Below are 20,797 nucleotides of genomic sequence, written 5' to 3' on the forward strand. Positions count from 1 at the left end.
GGTGATGGGACGACTGGACGGCAAGACCGCGCTGATCACGGGGGCAGGGTCGGGCATCGGTCGCGGTGTGGCCAAACGCTTCGCCCGGGAGGGCGCCCGCGTCATCGTCGCCGACCGCGACGCGGATGCCGCCCGACTGGTCGCGGACGCGCTCGGGGACGCCGCACGCGCGGTCACCGTCGACATCTCCGACGAGGCGTCGGTCGAGTCCGCGTTCTCGGAGTCCGCGGCCGCGGGATGGCCGCCCGACGTGGTCGTCGCCAACGCGGGCGTGCAGCTGTTCGGCCGCGATGCGAAGATCGCCGACCTCGACCTGGAGGCGTGGAACGCGACGATCGGAGTGAACCTGACCGGCACGTTCTTGACCGTCAAGCATGCCATCCGGACGATGCTGGCGGCGGGCATCGGCGGCTCGATCGTCCTCACCGGCAGCCCGACCGCGTTCGGCGGTACCGAGGGCGCCGCGTTCACGGCGTACAGCACGTCGAAGGCGGGGATCCATGCGCTGGCGCGGTTCGCGGCCGCAGCCTATGCCGGCCGGGGCATCCGCGTGAACGTGGTGGTGCCCGCGTACACCGAGACGGGTCTGGTGTCGACCATCACCGAGAACGCCGCCGATCGCGCCGCGATCATCGGGCGCATCCCGCTCGGCCGCGCCGGTGCGCCCGCCGACGTCGAGGGCGCGATGACGTTCCTCGCCTCCGACGATGCGGCATTCGCCACCGGCGCACTGCTCGCCGTCGACGGCGGCATGTCGACACTCTGACCGAGGTGTGACATGGACTGGTGGCAGCCCGACCGCAGCTGGCGCGCCGGCGATTGGACGCTGCGGCTGCGCGGCGACGAGCTCGCCGACATCGCGTTCGCCGGGCGACCGGTTCTGCGCAGCATCCGCGCGGTGGTGCGCGACCACGACTGGAACACCGCCGCCCTCGTCGTGGACGGCATCGGCGAGAGCGCGGGCGGGCTGACCCTGCAGGTCCGCGCGAGCGGCGCGGTCACCGGACTGTCGGGGACCGTGCGGGCCGCGGCGTCCGGCCGCACCCTGACCGTGGAGCTCGACCTCGCCGTCGCCGCCGACCTCGACACGAACCGCACCGGGCTCGTCGTGCTGCATCCGGCCGACCTCGCCGGCGCCGGGCTCCGCGTGCGCCACGGCGACGGGTCGCACGAAGACACCCTGTTCCCCGCGGCGATCAGCCCGCACCAGCCGGTCTTCGACATCACCACACTGTCCTGGCGCGCCGCCGGGCTCGACGTCGAGGCGACATTCAGCGGCGACGTGTTCGAGATGGAGGACCAGCGCAACTGGACCGACGCCTCGTACAAGACCTACAGCCGTCCATTGGCGCTGCCGTTCCCCTACCGATTGGGCGCCGGCACGCACGTGCGCCAGCGGATCGAGGTGCGAGCCGGACGAGACGGGGGCGACACGGGCGGAGAGGATGCGGCGGCCGCGGCGATCGCCCTGGCCGCAGCCGGCCCGTTCCCCGAGATTTCGCTCGGCGCCGCCACAGCACCCGCACCGGCGCCGCGCGTCGAGCCGATCGGTCAGGCAGTGCTCGTCGAGCTCGACCTGGCCGCCCCGAACTGGCACGCTGCCCTCGACCGGGCCGCGACCGCCGGACTGCCGCTGGACGTGCGGCTGGTGGCCCGCGACACGCACTCGCTCGACGCGGCCGCACAGGCGCTGCGTGGGCGGAGCGTCGCTCGCGTCGCGGCGTTCCGTGCGGACGGTGAGGGCGCGCACGTGTCGGATGCCGCTCTGGTCGCCGCGCTGCGCGCAGCGCTCGGCCGAGCCGGGGTCGTCGCTGCGGTGATCGGGGGCGCCCGGTCGCACTTCACCGAGTTCAACCGTGAACACCACCGTCTGCCCGACGCGCTGGACGGCATCACGTTCAGCGTCACCGGGCTGTTCCACAGCACGAGCACCCAGCAGCTGGTCGAGTCGATCGCGATACAGCGCCTCGTCGCGACCCAGGCCGTCGGCCTGGCCGGGGACACACCCGTGCACATCGGCCCGGTGACCCTCCGGCCGCGTTTCAACAACGTGGCGACGACTCCGGCGCCGGGTCCCGGCGCGGTCGACCTGCGCAACGGCTACGGCGCCGCCTTCGCCGATGCGGATGACCCGAGACAGATCACGCCCGAGCTGGCGGCGTGGACGATCGCGAGTGCCGCGGCCCTCGCCGTGCCGGGCGTGGCATCGCTCACGTTCTTCGAGGAGTGGGGGCCCCGCGGCATCCGCTCCTCGGGCGGCGAAGAGCTGCCGGTCGCCGCGGCGGTGCGAGCCCTGGCCGCACAGCACGGAGGCAGGCTGCTGTGCGGCGACTCCCCTGACGGGCTCGTCTGGGCGATCGGTGCGGATGACACCGTGCTCATCGCCAACCTGGACCGGCGCGACCGGCGCGTCGAACTCGAGTCGCCCGACGGTGGGCGTGTGTTCGTGGAGGTCACGGCCGGTTCGTGGCGGCGGACCGGCCTCTAGCCCGTCGTCGACGCCCGTGCGACGAGTTCGGGGCGGAAGAGCACGTGGGCATGGGGATCTGCGCCGTCGGTGTCGGCGACGAGAAGGTCGACCGCCGTCGACCCGATGAGCTTCGCGGGCTGCCGGATCGAACTGAGCGGCACGACGGCGGCGGCGGCGAAGTCGATGTCGTCGTACCCGATCAGAGCGATATCGTCGGGCACCCGGACCTCGCCCGTCATCACGAGCCCCTGCAGCAGTCCGAGGGCGATCAGGTCGTTCGCGGCGAACACCGCGTCGGGGCGGGCCGTCGGCGCGCGCCGCGCGAGGCGCTCGCCCGCGCGCCGGCCCTCTTCGACCGTGAGCCCGTCGGTGCCGACGTACTCGAGGGTCGCCTCGGCCGTGGCCGCGACCGCCTGCTGCGCGCCGTCGAGACGGTCGGCCACCTGACGCAGCGACGTCGGCCCGCCCACGAGCGCGAGGCGCCGGCGACCGATCTCGAGCAGATGGGCGGCCGCGATGCGCCCGCCCTCGATGTCGTCGACGGCCACCGACGGGAAGCCGTCCTCCTGTGACTGCCGATCGACCAGCACCACCGACATCCCACGCTCGCGCATGCGGCGCAGGCGCGGCAGATCCTCCGCGATGGGCGTGACGAGCACGCCCGAGACCCGCTGCTGCTCGAACAGGTCGAGCGCCGAGCGCTCGCGTTCGAGCTTCTCGTCGCTGTTGGCGACGAACACCGAGAGCCCGTGCTCGGCGGCGCGGTCCTCGGCGCCGCGTGCCACATCGGTGAAGAACGGGTTGCGGATGTCGAGCACGACCAGGCCGAGTGCACGGCTCCGCCCGGCGCGCAGCTGACGCGCGGCGTCGTTGCGCACGAAGCCGAGCTGAGCGATCGCACTCTGCACGCGCTCGACGGTCTGCGCGGAGACCTTGTCGGGGCGGTTGAGCACGTTCGACACCGTGCCGACCGACACGCCCGCCGTCGCCGCGACGTCACGCACGCTGACCGCCACTGCGCCCCTTTCTTCGGGCCTCTCGCGCACCCCTCCCCGCGAGCCTATGGTACGAAGGCGCCCTTCTCAGTCCGATGTGAACTCGTGCGCCCCGCCGATCACCTGCTCGATGCGTCCGTCCGGCAGGACCACCTCCGCGGGCAGGCCGTCGGGCAACTCGACGCGCAGCTCGACGCCCTCGGCCGAGCGCCGCCACCCCACGGAGACCGTGCCGGTGAACGTCTCATACGAGGTCTCGGCCCAGTCGATCCCGGGTCCAGGGACGGGCTGGATCCTCACCCGGCCGTAGCCCGGCTCCGCAGGACGGATGCCGCCGACCACCTGATAGATCCAGTCGACGACGGCGCCGAGCGCATAGTGGTTGAAGCTCGTCATCTCGCCGGGGTTGATCGTGCCGTCCGGCAGCATCGAGTCCCAGCGCTCCCAGACCGTGGTCGCGCCCATCGTGACCGGGTACAGCCAGGACGGGCACTGCTCCTCGAGCAGCAGCCGGTAGGCGTCGTCGGCGTGACCCGTCTGCGACAGAGCCCAGGTGACGAACGGCGTGCCGGCGAAGCCCGTGGTGACGCGGTAGTCGCGCTCGCGAACGAGCTCGGCCAGCCGCCGGCCCGCGGCATCCCGGCTCTCGCCGTCCACCAGGTCGAAGCAGATCGCGAGCGCGTACACCGTCGCGCAGTCGGACCGGATCCGACCCCCGTCGACATAGTGCTCCTTGAAGGCCGCACGGGTCCGCTGCGCAAGGCTCGCCCAGCGCTCGGCGTCGGCAGTACGACCCAGGATCTCGGCGGCCTCACCGGCGAACGCCGCAGAGCGGTACAGACACGCAGTGGCGACCACGCCGGGATCAGCCTTCGCTGCGGCCGGATTCTCGGGCGGAGCGTCGGGGTCGAGCCAGTCTCCAAACTGGAACCCCTGATCCCAGAGGCCCGTCGGCGAGAGGACCCGCTCGACCGATTCCAGATGCAGCACCATCGCCGGATAATGCGCGGCGAGCAGGCCGCGATCTCCGTAGGCCTGCCACAGAGCCTGCGGCACCCACACCGCCGCATCGCCCCAGATCGCGGTCGCATGGGGCTGGGCGAACGGGAAGCCCTCGGGGAAGTGTGCGTATTTGAGGACATCGGGCACCACGACGGGGACGACACCACCGGGAGAGTTCTCGAGTTCGGCGCGCAGATCGCGCAACCAGCTGTCGAGGAAGCCCGACGTGTCGAACTGGAACGAGGCCGATGCCGCATAGGCAGCGATGTCACCGGTCCAACCCAGTCGTTCGTCACGCTGCGGGCAGTCGGTGGGCACGCTCAGGAAGTTCCCCTTCTGCCCCCAGACCGAGTTGTGCACGAGCTGGTTCACCAGCGGGTGGGAACAACGGAAGCGTCCGGTGCGACGCATGTCGGAGTGGACGACGACGGCTTCGAGATCGTCGGCCGTCACCTCGCCCGGCCAGCCGTCCACCTCGACGTAGCGGAACCCGTGGAAGGTGAACGTCGGCTCGAACGCGTCGACCTCACCGGACAGCACGAACTCGTCGGTGGCCTGCGCCGCCCGCAGCGGACGCGTGCCGAGCTCGCCGTGCTCGAGGACCTCGGCATGGCGCAGCGTGATTCGGGTGCCCGCCGGCCCCTGCACCGTGCAGCGCACCCATCCGACGAGGTTCTGCCCGAAGTCGACGAGGGTGCGACCGGAAGGCGAGAGCCAGATGCGCTCGGGGCGCAGCACCTCGTGACGTGTGACCGGTGGGCTGCTCTGCGCCACGAGCGTTCCGCGATCGACCTCGACCGGGACCACGTCGAGCCGTTGCGCGTCGCCGGCACGGAGGCGCGCGTCGATGGTCTGGCCGTTGTAGAGCGAGTTCCGCGTGATCTCGGACGACTCCGCGCTCCATTCCGTGGAAGTCGGGATGCGGCGCAGCTCACCGTCGGCGAACGTCACCGTCAACTCGGCGGCGACGGCGATGCGGTCGCCGTAGTTGGCGTCGGCCTCTGCGAATCCGAGGTCGCCCCGGTACCAGCCGTTGCCGAGCAGCAACTCGATGCGCACGTCACCGTGGCCGCCCCTCCGCAGGAGCTCGGTGACGTCGTGGGTCTGCACAGGCAGCCGCCACTCGTACGACGTCCACCCGGGCGCGAGCACCTCATCCGACACGGGTGTGCCGTCGATGCGGGCCTCGTACACGCCGTGTGCCGTGGCTGCCAGCGTCGCGGACGCGATGTCGGAGCGTGAGCGGCCGAGGGGTGCCCGCGTCCACAGGCGCACGGCCTGCTCACGGGGCGCGTCCGCGCCGATGAACACGGCGTGCTCGAGAAGTCGGTCGGGCGAGACCGGGGCGTTCGTTAGGGGGGTCATGTCTCCTTCGTTGCGTGTGTCGTCACGAGGGGCGGTGCGGCCGCTCCGGCCGCACCGCCGCGATCAGACCTGTGCGGGCGTCTCCGCCTCGAGCTGCTTCTCCTCGGCGAACTGGTCGCCGCCGCGCCGCCGGAACGTGAACCATGCGACGAGAAGACCGATGGCGACGAGAGCAGACAGTGCGTAGTAGAGGCCCTGCGGACTCACCGCGATCAGCGCGGGGGTCGCGAACGCGAGCAGCGCGGCGATCACGCGGGCGACCGCGATGATCGTCCCCTGCGCGGTCGAGCGCAGAAGCGTGGGGAAGGACTCCTGCGTCCACACCTTCATGATGCCCTCGAAGGCGAACGCGCCGCCGAAGGCCAGGGCGAAGTTCATGATCACGATCGTCACGAGCGAGAAGCCGAACACGGCCGGCGCCAGGTAGCCCAGCAGCAGCACGACCGCGCCGGCGGCGAAGAACGCCATGCGGTGGCGGCCACCCACGATCTTCATGAACCACAGACCGAAGAGGATGCCCACGGGGAAGGAGACCAGGCCGATCGCCGAGTTCGTCGCCACCGAGATGCCCGCGACGTTCACGGCGAGATAGGTGCCGAACTGACCGCCCGTGTTGGCCGCGGTGTTCGTGAGCGCGTAGAAGACGAGGAGCGCCGCGAACGGCGCCACGTAGGGCGCGCGCAGGAGGTCACGGATGTGCACACGATCCGCGCGGACGGTGGTGATCCCCTGGGCGCGCTCATCGCGGGCCGCACGCCAGCGTGCCGACTCGGGGATCGACAGACGGCAGAAGAACACGATGAGGGCCATGACCCCGACCTGCCCGAACAGCAGCTGACCGCCGAGCCGTCCCGCGTCGCCGAAGAAGGTGGCGATGAGGACGGCGCTGAGGATTCCGATCGTCCACAGGATGTTGGACAGGCCGATGATCGCGCCGCGGTTCTTGTCGGAGGCCGCCTCGGAGATGGTGGACAGCGACACCGGCAGGTCTGCTCCGGTGCCGAGTCCGGCAAGGACGACGCCCAGCAGCAGCAGCGGGAAGGCCGTGCTGAACACCAGGAGCGTCGCGCCGATCGCGATGATGAGCATCGTCACGAGGAAGACGGAGCGCCGGCCGAAGCGATCGCTGATGCGTCCGCCGAAGATGGCGCCGATCGCGATGCACAGGGTGAGCATGCCCGACATGACACCGATCTCGGTCTCGGTCACGCCGATCGTGTGCTGGTAGATGACGAGCGCGATACCCGTGGCGACGATGGTCGAGGCGTCGATGTACGACGCCATGCCGCACACCACCCCCGTCCACCAGGCGTTCGCCTGTTGGTAGTTCGAGGTCGTGATGGCCATGGGTTCTCCTTTGAACGGACGCAGCGATGCGGTCTTCTGGGACGGGTGAACTGCTTGACCGGGAAGCTAACACAAGAATGAATCGATTCACAAGATCCGATCTCGACGATAAGTATCTTCGTTGACAACTTTGACGACGGCACGGTAGCGTGGCGAAAACCAGATTTTTGAATCGATTCATCGACACGGAGGTCGTTGTGAACGTTCGCCTCACGCATCTGCGCGCCGACCATCTGACAGCGCCACTCGCGCTACGCCGCACGACCCCGCGGCTCTCCTGGCGTCTCGAGGCGGAGGGGGCTCCGGCGAGCGCCGTCGCCCACCGCGTCCGCATCCACCGGGCCATCCCCGACGGCACGTCGGAGATGGTGCACGACACCGGCTGGGTCGACTCCCCCGACGGCACGTCACAGCCGGACGGCTTCACGGGCCTGCCCGGCGAGGAGTATCGATGGCAGGTCACGGTGCGCACGGCCGACGGCGGAGAGACGACGGCGGAGAGCGGCTTCGGCATCGGGCTGAGCGAGTGGGGCGCACCGTGGGCCGAGCCGGTGCAGCAGCCCGTTCTCGAAGACGGTCCCCTGCAGCTCGGACCGGAGGCCTTCGGCGCTGCGGCCAGCGCCGGCCCTCCCGGTGACCGGTTGCACCCGCCGCGGCACCTTCGGCAGTCGTTCGCGCTGCCCGCACGGCCGGTGCGCGCGCGGCTGCGGATCACGAGCCAGGGAGTGCATCAGCCCTCCGTCAACGGCGCGCCCGTCGGTGACGGCGTGCTCGCCCCGGGCTATGAGAGCTATCAGCACGCGATCTCCGTGATGACCCACGATGTCACGGCACAGCTGGCGCCCGGCGAGAACGTCCTCGGCGTCGTCCTCGGCGACGGCTGGTACGCCGGCCGCATCTCGATCCTCGGACGCAGCGCACAGTACGGCGATCTGCTCCGGGCGAGCTGGCGGCTCGAGGTCGATCTCCCTGACGGAACGCGCATGCTCATCACCCCAGACGACTCCGTCACCTCCGCGCGGGGGCCCATCGACTGGTCCGACATCTTCATCGGCGAGCGCCACGACGCCCGCTCCGCGATCCCCGGCTGGGATGCACCGGGCTTCGACGACAGCGGCTGGAACGCCTGCGCGCTGCGGACCGTCGAGGTGCCGCTGCGGCCGTTCATCGGCGAGCCGATCACCCGGGTCGCCGAGCTTCCCGTGCAGCAGATCCTGACGACGCCCTCCGGCGACACGGTGCTCGACTTCGGTCAGGTCCTCGCCGGCAGGGTGCGGATGACAGTCCGCGGACGCCGCGGTCAGGTCGTGCGCCTCGAGCACGCCGAGGTCGTCGACAGCACGGGCGAGTTCCTGGACAACATCCTCGGCGTGAACAAGGACCAGGCCGACGAGTACGTGCTCTCAGGCGCTCCCGAGGGCGAGACGTGGGAGCCGCTGTTCACCTTCCACGGCTTCCGCTACGTGAAGCTCATCGGCTACCCGGGCGCACCGCGCCCCGAGGACTTCGCCGCGGTGGTCATCGCGAACGACCTCGAGCAGACGGCATCCTTCCGCTCTTCGGATCCCCGTCTCGACCGACTGGTGCAGAACACGATCTGGTCGCAGCGGTCGAACTTCCTCGCGGTGCCGACCGACTGCCCCCAGCGCGAGCGCGCCGGCTGGACCGGCGACCTGCAGATCTTCGCCCCGACGGCCGCCACCCTGATGGGCGTCGCGTCGTTCCTCGAGCGGTGGCTGGAGAACCTGCGCACCGATCAGAGCGTGCGCGACGGTGTCGTGCCGATCATCGTCCCGATGCCGCCGGCGATGGACGAGGTCGACCACGGCGAGGACAGCGTTCTCGACATCCGTGACGCCGCGGGATGGAGCGACGCGGTGACCATCGCGCCCTGGGAGCTGTACCGGCACTACGGCGATCCCCGGTTCCTGAGCGACAACCTCGCTGCGATGACGGCGTGGGTCGAGCATCAGACGAAGGACGCCGCGGTCACGCTGCCCCCACGTCTCCGCGATGCGCCGCTGAGCGAGCGCCAGCGCGCGAACCACGCGCTGCTCTGGAACGGCCGCATGAACTTCGGCGACTGGCTCGCCCCATCGACCCTCGCCTCGGGCGAGGACGAGTTCGAGGCCATGATGATCGCGCCGAAGCTGACTGCGGAGCTCACCGGCCCGCTGTTCCAGCTGCGATCGCTCGACCTCCTCGCCGCGGCCTCCGACGAGCTCGGCGACGATGCGGAGGCGACACGGCGTCGTGCGCAGGCCGCGGAGGTGCGACGCGCCTTCGCGGAGGAGTACCTCGCCGACGATGGCCGGATCATCCCCGACATGCAGGGCATCTACGTGCTGGCGCTGGCCTTCGATGCGGTGCCGGCGGACCGGAAGGCGACCGTCGTCGACCGGCTCGTCGAACTCATCCACACCGCCGGTGACCACCTGGACACCGGGTTCGTCTCGGTGCCCTTCCTCCTCGACGTGCTCTGGGAGAACGGCCACGCCGAACTCGCTCGCACCCTGCTGCATCAGGACTCGGCGCCCTCGTGGCTCTACGAGGTCGACCACGGCGCCACCACCATCTGGGAGGCCTGGCACGCCGTGCACGAGGACGGCACCGTCGACCGCGTGTCGATGAACCACTACGCGTTCGGCTGCGTCGTCGACTGGATCATGCGCCGCCAGGCCGGCATCGATCTGGTCGCGCCGGGGTACGCGCGGTGGCGCATCGCCCCCGATCTCGACGGACGTCTCGATCACTGCGCGGCCCACGTCGACACCCCCTCCGGTCGGTTGGCCGTCGAGTGGAGCCGAGACCGCGACGCGGCATCCCTCACCATCACCGTCCCGCCAGGGACGTCCGGAACAGTCGTCGTCCCGGACGGCTGGCGCCTCGACGGCGAGTCCGAGCACGGCGCCGGGACCCGCACACTGACCATCGCACGAGAAAGCACCGCATCATGACCGCACTTTCCCCCGAGATCCTGAACACACTCGAGAAGCAGACCATCGAGCTGCCCAGTTGGGCGTTCGGCAACTCGGGCACGCGGTTCAAGGTGTTCACCACGCCCGGAACGCCGCGCGACCCGTTCGAGAAGGTCGCCGACGCTGCGCAGGTCAACGCCCTCACGGGCCTGGCACCCAGCGTCGCCCTGCACATCCCATGGGACCTCGTCGACGACTTCGACGCACTCCGCCGGCACGCCGAGGGCCTCGGCGTGCGCCTGGGCACGATCAACTCCAACGCGTTCCAGGACGACGACTACAAGTTCGGATCACTGACCTCGGCTGACGACACGGTGCGCCGCAAGGCGATCGACCACCACCTCGCGTGTATCGATGTGATGGATGCCACGGGCAGCCGTGACCTGAAGATCTGGCTGGCCGACGGCACGAACTATCCGGGCCAGGACGATATGCGCGCCCGCCAGGACCGGCTGCACGAATCACTCACCGAGATCTACGCGCGTCTGGGTGACGAACAGCGCCTCGTGCTCGAGTACAAGTTCTTCGAGCCGGCGTTCTATCACACCGACGTACCCGACTGGGGAACGTCGTACGCGCAGGTGAGCGCTCTGGGCGACAAGGCGATGGTGTGCCTCGACACCGGCCACCACGCCCCCGGCACCAACATCGAGTTCATCGTCATGCAGCTGCTGCGCCTGGGCAAGCTCGGTTCCTTCGACTTCAATTCGCGCTTCTACGCCGACGACGATCTGATCGTCGGTGCGGCCGATCCCTTCCAGCTGTTCCGCATCCTCGTCGAGGTCATCCGCGGCGGGGGCCTGAACAACCCCGACGTCGCATTCATGCTCGACCAGTGCCACAACATCGAGAAGAAGATCCCCGGACAGATCCGCTCGGTGCTGAACGTGCAGGAGATGACCGCCCGGGCCCTGCTGCTCGACGGCGACGCTCTGGCCGCGGCCCAGAAGGCGAACGACGTACTGGCCGCCAACGCGGTGTTCATGGACGCCTTCCAGACCGATGTGCGCCCGGCTCTGGCCCAGTGGCGCGAGTCGCGGGGGCTGCCTGCCGATCCGATGGCCGCGTACGCTGCGTGCGGGTACCAGGAGAAGATCGAGGCCGAGCGCGTGGGCGGCGTGCAGGCCGGATGGGGAGCATGACCACGATGACCAATCCGACCGTCGCCGAACTGATAGCGCGCAGCAACCGACTGGGCGCCGACCCGGCGAACACGAACTACGCCGGGGGCAACACCTCGGCCAAGGGCACCGAGACCGACCCCGTCACGGGTGAGCCGGTCGAACTGCTCTGGGTGAAGGGCTCGGGCGGCGACCTGGGCACCCTGAAGCCCGAGGGCCTCGCCGCGCTGCGGCTGGACCGGCTGCGCGCCCTCGTCGATGTGTACCCGGGCGTCGAGCGCGAGGACGAGATGGTCGCGGCCTTCGACTACTGCCTGCACGGCAAGGGCGGAGCTGCTCCCTCGATCGACACCGCGATGCACGGACTGGTGGATGCCGCTCACGTGGACCACCTGCATCCCGATTCCGGCATCGCCATCGCCACGGCCGCCGACGGCGAAGAACTCACTGGAAAGATCTTCGGCGACAAGGTCGTCTGGGTGCCGTGGCGCCGGCCCGGATTCCAGCTGGGCCTGGACATCGCCGCGATCAAGCGGGCCCACCCTGCCGCAATCGGCTGCATCCTCGGCGGGCACGGCATCACCGCGTGGGGCGACACGTCCGATGAGGCCGAGCAGAACTCGCTGTGGATCATCACCACCGCACAGGCCTACATCGACGAGCATGGGACGGCTGCGCCGTTCGGGGCGGTGCGCCCCGGCTTCGAGGTCCTGCCCGAGGCCGAACGCCACGCGAAGGCGGCGGCCCTGGCCGCGACCATCCGCGGCCTCGCGTCGACCGACAAGCCGATGGTCGGGCATTACACCGATTCGGCGGCGGTGCTGGAGTTCCTCGCCTCCGAGAAGGCACCGGCCCTCGCGGAGCTGGGGACGAGCTGCCCCGATCATTTCCTGCGGACCAAGGTCAAGCCGATGCTGCTCGACCTGCCGGCCGACGCGTCGGTCGAGGCATCCATCGCCCGTCTGATTCAGCTGCACGAGCAGTACCGCGCCGACTACGCCGCCTACTACCAGCGCCACGCCGACGACGCGTCGCCGGCCATGCGCGGCGCCGACCCGCTGATCGTGCTCGTGCCCGGCGTGGGGATGTTCTCGTACGGCGCGAACAAGCAGACCGCGCGGGTCGCGGGCGAATTCTACGTCAACGCGATCAATGTCATGCGCGGTGCCGAGGCGCTGTCGAGCTACCGCCCGATCCCCGAGTCGGAGAAGTTCCGCATCGAGTACTGGGCGCTCGAAGAGGCCAAACTGCAGCGGATACCCAAGGCCAAGACCCACCAGGGCCGCATCGCGTTCGTCACCGGCGCCGCCTCGGGCATCGGCAAGGCCACGGCCGCGCGGCTGGCCGCTGAAGGCGCGTGCGTCGTGATCGCCGATCTGGACCTCGAGAAGGCGCAGGCCGCCGCGGCCGAGCTCGGCAACACGGACGTCGCCATCGGCGTGGCCGCCAACGTCGCCGACGCCGACGGCGTGCAGGCGGCGATCGACGCGACGCTGCTCGCGTTCGGCGGCATCGACCTCGTCGTGAACAACGCCGGGCTGTCGCTGTCGAAGCCGCTGCTGGAGACTACGGAGAAAGACTGGGACCTGCAGCACGACGTGATGGCGAAGGGGTCGTTCCTCGTCTCGCGTGCGGCCGCGAAGCCGCTGATCGAGCAGGGCATGGGCGGCGACATCATCTACATCTCGTCGAAGAACAGCGTGTTCGCCGGCCCGAACAACATCGCCTACTCGGCCACCAAGGCCGACCAGGCACATCAGGTGCGGCTGCTGGCGGTCGAGCTGGGCGCGCACGGCGTGCGCGTGAACGGCATCAACCCCGACGGCGTCGTGCGCGGCTCGGGCATCTTCGCCGGCGGCTGGGGCGCCCAGCGCGCGGCGACATACGGGATCAAGGAGGAGGACCTGGGCCAGTTCTACGCGAATCGCACGATCCTCGGGCGCGAGGTCGTCCCCTCCAACGTCGCCGACGCCGTGTACGTGCTGACCGGGCCCGAGCTCTCGCGCACCACGGGCTTGCACGTGCCCGTCGACTCCGGCGTCGCCGCCGCGTTCCTGCGATGAGCGGCCGCCCTGCCCCTCGCCCGCGGCGAATTCATATGAATCTGTCCATTGCACATCATTCCGCCGCCGGTTCGATGTGCACGCGACAAATCCATATGAATTCGGCGGAGGGGCGGGGGCGATGAGCGGCGGCGCGGTCGCCGCGGTCGACCTGGGCGCCACCAGCGGCCGCGTCATCGTCGGCCGCGTCGGGCCCGACACGCTCGACGTACGGCAGGTCGCACGCTTTGCGAACACCCCGGTGCGCGCCGGCGTCGGCCTGCACTGGGACGTGCTCGGGCTGTACGGCGACGCGCTCGACGGGCTGCGCGAGGCCCTGCGCACCGAGCCCGGGATCGCGAGCATCGGCGTCGACTCGTGGGCCGTCGACTACGCCCTGCTGCGCGACGGGCGCATGCTCGGCACCCCTTTCCACTACCGCGACGAACGGTGCGAGCGCGGAGTGGCGGCCGTGCACGCGCGGATGCCGCACGCCGAGCTGTTCGCCCGCAACGGGCTGCAGTTCCTGCCGTTCACGACGCTCTACCAGCTCGCCGCCGAAGATCCCGCGCTGCTCGAGATCGCCGACACCGCCCTGCTGATCCCCGACCTGATCGGCTTCTGGCTCACCGGCCGCGCGGTCGCCGAGCGCACGAACGCCTCGACCACCGGACTGCTGCACGGCGGCGCGTGGGACGACGACCTCGTCGACGCGCTCGGCGTGCCGCGCGGCATCCTTCCTCCGCTCGTCTCGCCGGGAGAGCGGATCGGGATGCTGCGCCCCGACGTCGCCGCGTCGATCGGCGCCCGCGCCGACCTGCCGGTCACCGCGGTCGGATCGCACGACACCGCCTCGGCGGTCGTCGCGGTGCCGATGCAGGCCGAGCACGCCGCATACATCTCGTGTGGCACATGGGGCCTCGTCGGGGTCGAGGTGCCACAGCCCGTTCTCACCGAGGCCGCCCTGGCCGCGAATTTCACGAACGAGGGCGGGGCCGACGGGCGCGTGCGCCTGCTGCACAACGTGATGGGGCTCTGGGTTCTCACCGAGACGGTGCGCGGCTGGGAACGCGCCGGCACGGCGATCGACCTGCCCGCGCTCCTGACCGAGGCTGCGGCGATCGACCCGGCCGCGGTGCCCGTCTTCGACATCGAGGACGCGCGCTTCCTGCCGCCGGGCGATATGCCCGCACGGATCGACGCGTGGTGCGCCGAGCATTCGCTGCGCCCGCCCCGTACCCGGGCCGAGTACGCGCGCGCGATCGTCGAGTCACTCGCGCGGGCGTTCACCGAGACGGTGGATGCCGCATCCCGCGTCTCCGGTGTCGACGTGCGCGCGATCCACATCGTCGGGGGCGGGGCGCTCAACGAGCTGCTCTGCCAGCGCGTCGCCGACCGGTCGGGCATACCGGTGCTCGCCGGCCCCGTCGAAGCCACGGCCCTGGGCAACCTGCTCATACAGGCCCGCGCGGCCGGATTCGTCACCGGGTCGCTCGAGGCGCTCCGCGACCTCGTCGCGCGCACGCACGCCCCCCGGCGGTTCACCCCCGGCGCCTGACGGTCCGCTACGGTCGTACAATCGTTGGGTGCCCGCACGTGACGTCGACGTGACGTGGGGAGAGCTCTCTGCATCGACGCCCGGCACCGCCCTCGCCGCCGCAGCACCGCAGATCACCGACCTGCCGGGGGGAGGAATCTGATGCTCGCACTTCTCGGCAACATGCCGATGCCTCCGGCCGATGGTGGCAACGGCGCCGCGGGCATGACGGGGCTGATGTGGATGCCGCAGCAGCCGGAGACGACCGCGCGACTGTTCGCCCTCCACCCGCAGCCGATCCCGCTGTTGCCGATCATCGGCGTGCTGCTGGCGGTCGCGTACGCGATCGGTGTGATCGTGCTGCTGCGCCGGGGCGATGGCTGGCCGCCCGTCCGGGCGGTGTTCTGGCTGCTGGGCGTGCTCTCACTCGAGCTGATGACGGCGACCGGATTCGACGGATACGGAATGGAGCTGTTCAGCGTCCACATGATCCAGCACATGATGCTGAGCATGGGCACGCCGATCCTGCTGTGTCTGGGCGCGCCGATCACGCTGCTGCTACGGGCGCTCTCCGGCGGCGGCCCCGTGCGCCGGTGGGTGCGCGCGCTCGTGCTGCGTGTGATCCACTCGCGGCCCGTCGCCTTCCTCGCGAACCCCATCGTCACCGGTCTCCTGTTTCTCATCAGCCTGTATGTGCTGTACTTCACGCCGATCTTCTCCACGCTGATGAGCACCATGTGGGGTCACAACCTCATGCTCATCCACTTCCTGCTGGTCGGGATGCTGTACTTCTGGGGCATCCTCGGCGTCGACCCGAACCCCCGCCGCGGCGGCGGGATGATGGGACGCGCCGCCTCGCCGGTCGCTCGCATCGCAGAGTTGGCCCTGCCGATTCCGTTCCATGCGTTCTTCGGTGTCGTGCTCATGATGGCCAGCACCGCGGTCGTGGCGTACTACGCGCACCCGATGCCGTTCCTGCATGTGGCCGCCCTCACCGACCAGCAGACCGCCGGCGGCATCGCCTGGGGCTTCACCGAAGTGCCCACGCTGATGGTGCTGCTGGTGCTGTTCGTGCAGTGGCAGCGTGGCGACAAGCGTCGCACTGCGGCGGCCGACCGACGTGCAACGTACCTGGGCGACCGTGAACTCGATGCCTACAACGAGCGCCTGCGGCTGCTGGCGCTTCGCGACGGCGAGCAAGGCCGATGACGGCGGGAACCGTCGGCTTCGCCTTCGTCATGGGCATGGTCGCCCTGCTCAATCCCTGCGGGCTGCCCCTCCTGCCGGTCTACCTCGTCACGTTCGTCGGCGGCGCGGATCGTCGGGGCGCCGCCTGGCGCGTGCGCGCCGGTGTGCGCGCGGGGCTCGGGCTGACCACCGGGTTCCTCGCGGTGTTCTGCGCGGCGGCGGTGCTGATCGGTTCTCTGCACGCGCTGCTGCTGTCGGTGCTGCCGATGCTGATGATCGGGGTGGCCGCGGTGATCGTCGTCGTCGGTGCGCTCGCGCTGGCCGGCCGGCCGCTGTCCTTCCATCTGGCCGCACGGTTCGGCGGCGGCACGGGGCTGGTCGCCATGGTCGGGTTCGGCATCGCGTACGCGGCCGGATCGCTGAGTTGTGCGCTGCCGGTGTTCGCCGCCGCCGTCGGTGGGGCGCTCTCGTCGGGTTCGTCGGTGCAGACCGTGGCCGTGATCATCGCCTACGGCCTGGGGATGGGGCTGCTGGCCACCGTGCTCGCCTTCATCGCCGCGTTCGCCGGCGGCCTCTCACTCGGGCGGATCCGTCGTGCGGCCGCCGCGCTCCCCCGTGTCGCCGGCGCCCTGTGCGTGGTCATCGGCCTGTACCTCATCGGTTTCTGGGTGGGCCAAGCCGGCGGCCCGCAGCTGGTCGCGCCGGTGACCGAGGCGATCGATGTCGTGCAGCAGGCGCTGGCGGGCCTTATCGAAGACGCGTGGATGCCGCTGGGCGCGGCCCTGCTGACGGTCGTCGTCGCCGCACTGCTGCTCAGCGCGCAGCGCGCACGCCGCCGAGCCGCGGCATCCCCCCATCCCCTTCCCGGAGAGGACTGATCATGAGTGGCGAGAAGAGCACCCGAGGCACCGTCTGGGATCGTCCCTGGATTCTGTGGGTGTCGTCAGCCGCCCTGCTGGCGGTGGTCGCGGCGCTCGTGGTCGTCGGCGTGCGCGGAATGGGCGCCACCGAGCCGGCGCCGGCCGCCGATGCGCTGCCGACGGGTCTGAACGAGGCAACCGCCGAGCTCATCGGCGCGGCTCCGGTGGCCACCGACCCGGTCACCGCACCTGCGTTCGCGCTGACCGATCAGAACGGACGCACCGTCGACTCCGCATCGCTGCGAGGCAAGGTCGTCGTCCTCAGCTTCAACGACGACAAGTGCACGGATCTGTGCGCCATGCTCGCCGACGACATCCGCGTCGCCGACACCGACCTGCCGGCCGCCGCGCGCGCGAAGGTCGAGTTCGTCTCGATCAACGCCAATCCGTACTATCCGAAGCCGGCGGATGTGAAGGCGTGGTCGGCGAAGAACGGCCTGGACACGCTGCCGAACTGGGAGTACCTCACCGGCACCTCGCAGCAGCTGGCCGCCGCCGCGCGCGCTTACGACGTGCCCATCGAACTCGATGCGGACACCCGCACGGTCTCACACGGCAGTCAGATCTTCGTCATCGGCCCTGCCGGGCACATCGTCGGGCAAGCCGCCTTCGGCGCGGAATCAGCCGACACCGGCCCGTTCGCCCACGGGCTGGCCGTGCTCGCCGTCGACGCGTTACCGCACGGCGACTCCGGCAAGGTCGCGGGCAAGAATCTGGCTGCGGCTCTGCCGGGAGGCACCGGCATCGGCGACACCCCGGCGGCGGTGCACGGCCCGTCGCTGTCGGGCCCGGGGACCGTCAGCAGCGCCTCGACACGCGGAAGCTTCACCGTCGTCGACTTCTGGTCGTCGACATGCGCCGCGTGCACCCAGCAGCTGAGCGCCGACCGCACCGAAGCGAAGACGCTGGGCGGCCAGGTCGCGTTCCTCGGCGTCGACGTGGGCGATGACACGAACGCCGGGCGGTCCATGGCGGCCCGCGAGCACATCGCCTTCCCTGTGCTGAGCGACGCTGCCGGAACGCAGGCGGCCCGGTATCGCGTCAGCGAGCTGCCGTACACGGTGATCTTGTCGCCGGACGGCACGGTGCTCGTGCGGCATCCCGGCCTGTTCACCGCCGATGAGCTCGACTATGTCGTCCGCGAACTCGATGCGAAGCTGCCGCCGGGCGACGGCTGATCACTCTTCGACAGGAGTGAGGCGGGCGACGATGTATGCCTGCGCGGCCATGCCCGCCAAGTAGGTCGTCGTCCCGGCCAGCCCGGTGAGCAGCCATGCCAGGTGGATGATCGGCACGGACGCCGCGATCCACGACACCCCGACGGCCACCAGCAGCGTCAAGATGTTGCCGGTCGCCACGCGATAGGGGTGCGCGATGACGCGACGCTCCACGGCGGGCTGCGCCCCGTGTCGCCGGTGGGCGACGCGCCCCACGACGACGTAGGCCGTGCACGCGCCGACGAGCATGAGCAGCACCGACCAGATGTCGGGCAGGCCATGGTGTTCGACGGCCGCCATCGTCGTCCCCCAGATGAGGAGCGTATAGGTGTGCGGGATAGCGACGGTCTCCGTGACTTCGTGGATGAGCCGTCCATAGGGTGTGCGGGGCCGTGACGTCGTCACGACAGGGCACCGGAGCAGGAGGAGACAGCAGACACGCGCATGCTTCCATAGAAGCACGTGCGCGACCGGAGGCGTGTCAGAGCGCGTCGAGCGCATCGAGCGCATCGAGCGCATCGAGCGCATCGAGCGCGTCGAGCGCGTCGAACAGCCCGATCCGCCACCACGCGAAGTCGTGCCCACCCGTATACACGCGCAGCGACACGTCGCCTCCGGCTGCGCGCGCCGCATCGGCGAAGGCCTGCGCAGCCGGCAGCATCCCGGGCTCTTCTGTGCCCGCCTGCACGACGAACCGCCCTGACACGCGCGAGTGGTCCAGTACCCGGACGAGGTCGCCGACCTGCCCGGCCGGGGGGCGCTCGCTCTGCCCGCGGCGGAAGTGGAACGACCCGGATTGCACGATGGCGGTGTGCGCGATGTCCGGTCGCAGGCACGCCGTCAGCGCCGCAGCGAGCCCGCCGAAGCTCTGCCCGGCGACGACGGTGCGCGCGGCATCCCACCCGCCGATGACGTCAGCGACGGCGGGCACTATCTCGTCGGCGAGGTAGGGCAGCAGCCGCTCGGGATGCGGCAGCCGCTCGGCACGCTGCGCGAGGGAACCGGACGGCACGAGCACGGTCAACGGCCCGGCGTGACGCGCGAGGGCGCCCACGATCCCGAGCCGCCCCCACCACTCGCCGTCGAACAGCACCAGCACTCGCGACGGGTCTCCGTGCACGATCGTCACCGGCCCTGACGGCAGCGGCACGGTCGTGATGGGCAGTTCACCGGCGCCGGCTGTGTCCCACGCGGGATGCCGCGGCGCCGCCGGCATCGTCAGCACCGACGAGCGGGTGCCCAGCGGGTTCAGCAGCGTGTCGGGGTTGCGCGGGTCGGGTCGCCCGCGCTCATGGATGCGGCGCCATCCCTCGCGGGTGCGCCCGGCGTCGCGGGGCAGCGCGGCGTCGACGACGAACCGGTAGCTGACGCGCAGCTCGTCGGGCAGCAGGTACGTGAGCGCGTACCGGCCGGTGCCCACGGGCTCCATGACCGCCGGTGCGATGTCTTCGCGGTGCGCATCGGTGACGCCGTTGAGGTGGACCATCACCTCGTGCCCGATCGGAGCGTCGGCGACGAACGTGACCGGGCGCAGCATCCACCCCTCCCGTTCGACCGCGCCGCCGATCACCGGCCACTGCGCACTGATCTCGTCGGGGTGGATGCCGCGACGAAGACGCTCGTGCACGTCGCTGTCCGCGCGCACCGGCCCGCCGTCGGCCGCACGGGGAACGGTCTGCGGGTGCACGCCCTCGCGCGGCATCGCCGGCGCGCCCACGGTCTGCTCGCCCCTGCGGTGCCCACTCACGCCGATTCCTCCGACGACGCCACCGGCGCCGACACTGCGGCCCATCCCGCCAGCGGCACGACGAGCGGGGTGCCGGTCACCGGGTCGTCGATGACGCGCGCAGCCAGACCGAACACCCGCTCGATGAGCTCGGGGGTGACCAGCTCTGAGGGGTCGCCGGTGGCGACCACCTCGCCGTCGCGCATCGCGACGAGGTGCGAGGCGTAGCGACAGGCCTGGTTGACGTCGTGCAGCACGGCGACGATCGTCCGTCCCTCTCGGTGCAGGCGCCGGCACAGCTCGAGCACCTCGACCTGGTGCGCCATGTCGAGGAACGTCGTCGGCTCGTCGAGCAGAAGGATTTCCGTCTCCTGCGCGAGGGTCATCGCCAGCAGCACGCGCTGGCGCTGCCCGCCGGAGAGCTCGTCGACGTGCCGGTCGGCGAGGTCGGTCGTGCCGGTCACCCGCAGGGCCTCGTCGACGGCCGCGCCATCGGCGCTCGTCCACTGCCGCAGCAGCCGTTGATGGGGAAAGCGGCCCCTCGCCACGAGGTCGGTCACGGCGATGCCGTCGGGCGTGGCCACCTGCTGCGGCAGCAGCGCGAGCCGGCGGGCGACCTCTTTGCTGCGCAGCGACCCGAGCGGCTTGCCGTCGAGGGCGACGGTCCCCGCCTGCGGCGTCAGCAGCCGCGACAGCGCCCGCAGCAGCGTCGACTTGCCGCAGGCGTTGGGTCCGACGATGACGGTGAATGCGCCGTCGGGGATCGAAAGGCTCAGCTCGGGCACGACGATGCGCCCTTCATAGGCGAGCCGGATGCCCTGCGCGGTCAGTCGCGCGTCCATGTCTGTCTCCTTCATCGTCGCGTCGGGATCGCCGTCGCCGGCCATGC

Annotated in this window: 15 protein-coding genes; 9 read left to right on the forward strand and 6 right to left on the reverse strand. The window is 70.6% G+C overall.

The annotated features are described in order from the left end of the window. The first annotated feature begins 4 nt into the window (after window positions 1-4). Both PU630_RS13410 and PU630_RS13415 read left to right on the forward strand, forming a co-directional pair. The gene (locus PU630_RS13410; RefSeq protein WP_275277555.1) at window positions 5-766 is read left to right on the forward strand and encodes an SDR family NAD(P)-dependent oxidoreductase; all 762 of its coding nucleotides are present in this window, start codon (window positions 5-7) and stop codon (window positions 764-766) included. Window positions 767-778: 12 nt separating this feature from the next. After that, window positions 779-2,488, forward strand: a complete 1,710-nt coding sequence (locus PU630_RS13415) for a D-apionate lactonase family protein (RefSeq protein WP_275277556.1) — start codon at window positions 779-781, stop codon at window positions 2,486-2,488. Here the strand turns inward: PU630_RS13415 and PU630_RS13420 are convergent. The 3 genes from PU630_RS13420 to PU630_RS13430 all read right to left on the reverse strand — a co-directional run bounded on the left by PU630_RS13420 (window position 2,485) and on the right by PU630_RS13430 (window position 7,179). Beyond that, window positions 2,485-3,486, reverse strand: coding sequence for a LacI family DNA-binding transcriptional regulator (locus PU630_RS13420; protein ID WP_275277557.1), 1,002 nt, complete (start codon window positions 3,484-3,486; stop codon window positions 2,485-2,487). The genes PU630_RS13415 and PU630_RS13420 overlap by 4 nt on opposite strands. A gap of 66 nt (window positions 3,487-3,552) precedes the next feature. Continuing rightward, on the reverse strand, window positions 3,553-5,832 hold the full coding sequence (locus PU630_RS13425) for an alpha-L-rhamnosidase (protein ID WP_275277558.1): 2,280 nt from the start codon (window positions 5,830-5,832) through the stop codon (window positions 3,553-3,555). Between the two features lie 63 nt (window positions 5,833-5,895). After that, a complete protein-coding gene (locus tag PU630_RS13430) occupies window positions 5,896-7,179 on the reverse strand; it encodes an MFS transporter (protein ID WP_275277559.1) in 1,284 nt (427 codons plus the stop codon). A 197-nt stretch (window positions 7,180-7,376) separates the two neighbouring features. On the opposite strand from PU630_RS13430, the gene PU630_RS13435 reads away from it, so the two are divergent. The 7 genes from PU630_RS13435 to PU630_RS13465 all read left to right on the forward strand — a co-directional run bounded on the left by PU630_RS13435 (window position 7,377) and on the right by PU630_RS13465 (window position 18,143). After that, window positions 7,377-10,136: an alpha-L-rhamnosidase gene (locus tag PU630_RS13435; RefSeq protein WP_275277560.1), complete on the forward strand. Its 2,760-nt coding sequence runs from the start codon at window positions 7,377-7,379 to the stop codon at window positions 10,134-10,136. Continuing rightward, window positions 10,133-11,299 carry an L-rhamnose isomerase gene (rhaI, locus tag PU630_RS13440; protein ID WP_275277561.1) on the forward strand — a complete coding sequence of 389 codons (1,167 nt, stop codon included), beginning with the start codon at window positions 10,133-10,135 and terminating at the stop codon, window positions 11,297-11,299. Before PU630_RS13435 ends, rhaI begins: the two co-directional genes overlap by 4 nt. Before the next feature lie 5 nt (window positions 11,300-11,304). Further along, the gene (locus tag PU630_RS13445) at window positions 11,305-13,341 is read left to right on the forward strand and encodes a bifunctional aldolase/short-chain dehydrogenase (protein ID WP_275277562.1); all 2,037 of its coding nucleotides are present in this window, start codon (window positions 11,305-11,307) and stop codon (window positions 13,339-13,341) included. A gap of 121 nt (window positions 13,342-13,462) precedes the next feature. After that, window positions 13,463-14,878, forward strand: coding sequence for a rhamnulokinase (locus PU630_RS13450; protein WP_275277563.1), 1,416 nt, complete (start codon window positions 13,463-13,465; stop codon window positions 14,876-14,878). A 141-nt stretch (window positions 14,879-15,019) separates the two neighbouring features. After that, window positions 15,020-16,066, forward strand: coding sequence for a cytochrome c oxidase assembly protein (locus tag PU630_RS13455; protein ID WP_275277564.1), 1,047 nt, complete (start codon window positions 15,020-15,022; stop codon window positions 16,064-16,066). Then, window positions 16,063-16,923, forward strand: coding sequence for a cytochrome c biogenesis CcdA family protein (locus PU630_RS13460; protein WP_275277565.1), 861 nt, complete (start codon window positions 16,063-16,065; stop codon window positions 16,921-16,923). The genes PU630_RS13455 and PU630_RS13460 overlap by 4 nt, the downstream gene beginning before the upstream one ends. Window positions 16,924-16,925: 2 nt before the next feature. Next, the gene (locus PU630_RS13465; protein WP_275277566.1) at window positions 16,926-18,143 is read left to right on the forward strand and encodes a redoxin domain-containing protein; all 1,218 of its coding nucleotides are present in this window, start codon (window positions 16,926-16,928) and stop codon (window positions 18,141-18,143) included. Here the strand turns inward: PU630_RS13465 and PU630_RS13470 are convergent, their stop codons facing one another. The 3 genes from PU630_RS13470 to PU630_RS13480 form a co-directional block, all read right to left on the reverse strand. Beyond that, window positions 18,144-18,587, reverse strand: a complete 444-nt coding sequence (locus PU630_RS13470; RefSeq protein ID WP_275277567.1) for a hypothetical protein — start codon at window positions 18,585-18,587, stop codon at window positions 18,144-18,146. Between the two features lie 76 nt (window positions 18,588-18,663). Further along, window positions 18,664-19,929 (reverse strand): enterochelin esterase domain-containing protein, encoded by a 1,266-nt coding sequence (locus PU630_RS13475; RefSeq protein ID WP_275277568.1) that lies wholly within the window; start codon window positions 19,927-19,929, stop codon window positions 18,664-18,666. Then, window positions 19,926-20,795 (reverse strand): ABC transporter ATP-binding protein, encoded by an 870-nt coding sequence (locus tag PU630_RS13480; RefSeq protein ID WP_275277569.1) that lies wholly within the window; start codon window positions 20,793-20,795, stop codon window positions 19,926-19,928. Before PU630_RS13480 ends, PU630_RS13475 begins: the two co-directional genes overlap by 4 nt. Window positions 20,796-20,797: the final 2 nt, after the last annotated feature.

The organism is Microbacterium horticulturae (assembly GCF_029094505.1).
Lineage (GTDB): Bacteria > Actinomycetota > Actinomycetes > Actinomycetales > Microbacteriaceae > Microbacterium > Microbacterium horticulturae.

Bases quoted from the DNA above. Each gene is read 5' to 3' on its own strand.
- PU630_RS13410 (WP_275277555.1), top strand. From the start codon at position 5: ATGGGACGACTGGACGGCAAGACCGCGCTGATCACGGGGGCAGGGTCG.
- PU630_RS13415 (WP_275277556.1), top strand. From the start codon at position 779: ATGGACTGGTGGCAGCCCGACCGCAGCTGGCGCGCCGGCGATTGGACG.
- PU630_RS13425 (WP_275277558.1), bottom strand. From the start codon at position 5,832: ATGACCCCCCTAACGAACGCCCCGGTCTCGCCCGACCGACTTCTCGAG.
- PU630_RS13430 (WP_275277559.1), bottom strand. From the start codon at position 7,179: ATGGCCATCACGACCTCGAACTACCAACAGGCGAACGCCTGGTGGACG.
- rhaI (WP_275277561.1), top strand. From the start codon at position 10,133: ATGACCGCACTTTCCCCCGAGATCCTGAACACACTCGAGAAGCAGACC.
- PU630_RS13445 (WP_275277562.1), top strand. From the start codon at position 11,305: ATGACCAATCCGACCGTCGCCGAACTGATAGCGCGCAGCAACCGACTG.
- PU630_RS13450 (WP_275277563.1), top strand. From the start codon at position 13,463: ATGAGCGGCGGCGCGGTCGCCGCGGTCGACCTGGGCGCCACCAGCGGC.
- PU630_RS13455 (WP_275277564.1), top strand. From the start codon at position 15,020: ATGCTCGCACTTCTCGGCAACATGCCGATGCCTCCGGCCGATGGTGGC.
- PU630_RS13460 (WP_275277565.1), top strand. From the start codon at position 16,063: ATGACGGCGGGAACCGTCGGCTTCGCCTTCGTCATGGGCATGGTCGCC.
- PU630_RS13465 (WP_275277566.1), top strand. From the start codon at position 16,926: ATGAGTGGCGAGAAGAGCACCCGAGGCACCGTCTGGGATCGTCCCTGG.
- PU630_RS13480 (WP_275277569.1), bottom strand. From the start codon at position 20,795: ATGGCCGGCGACGGCGATCCCGACGCGACGATGAAGGAGACAGACATG.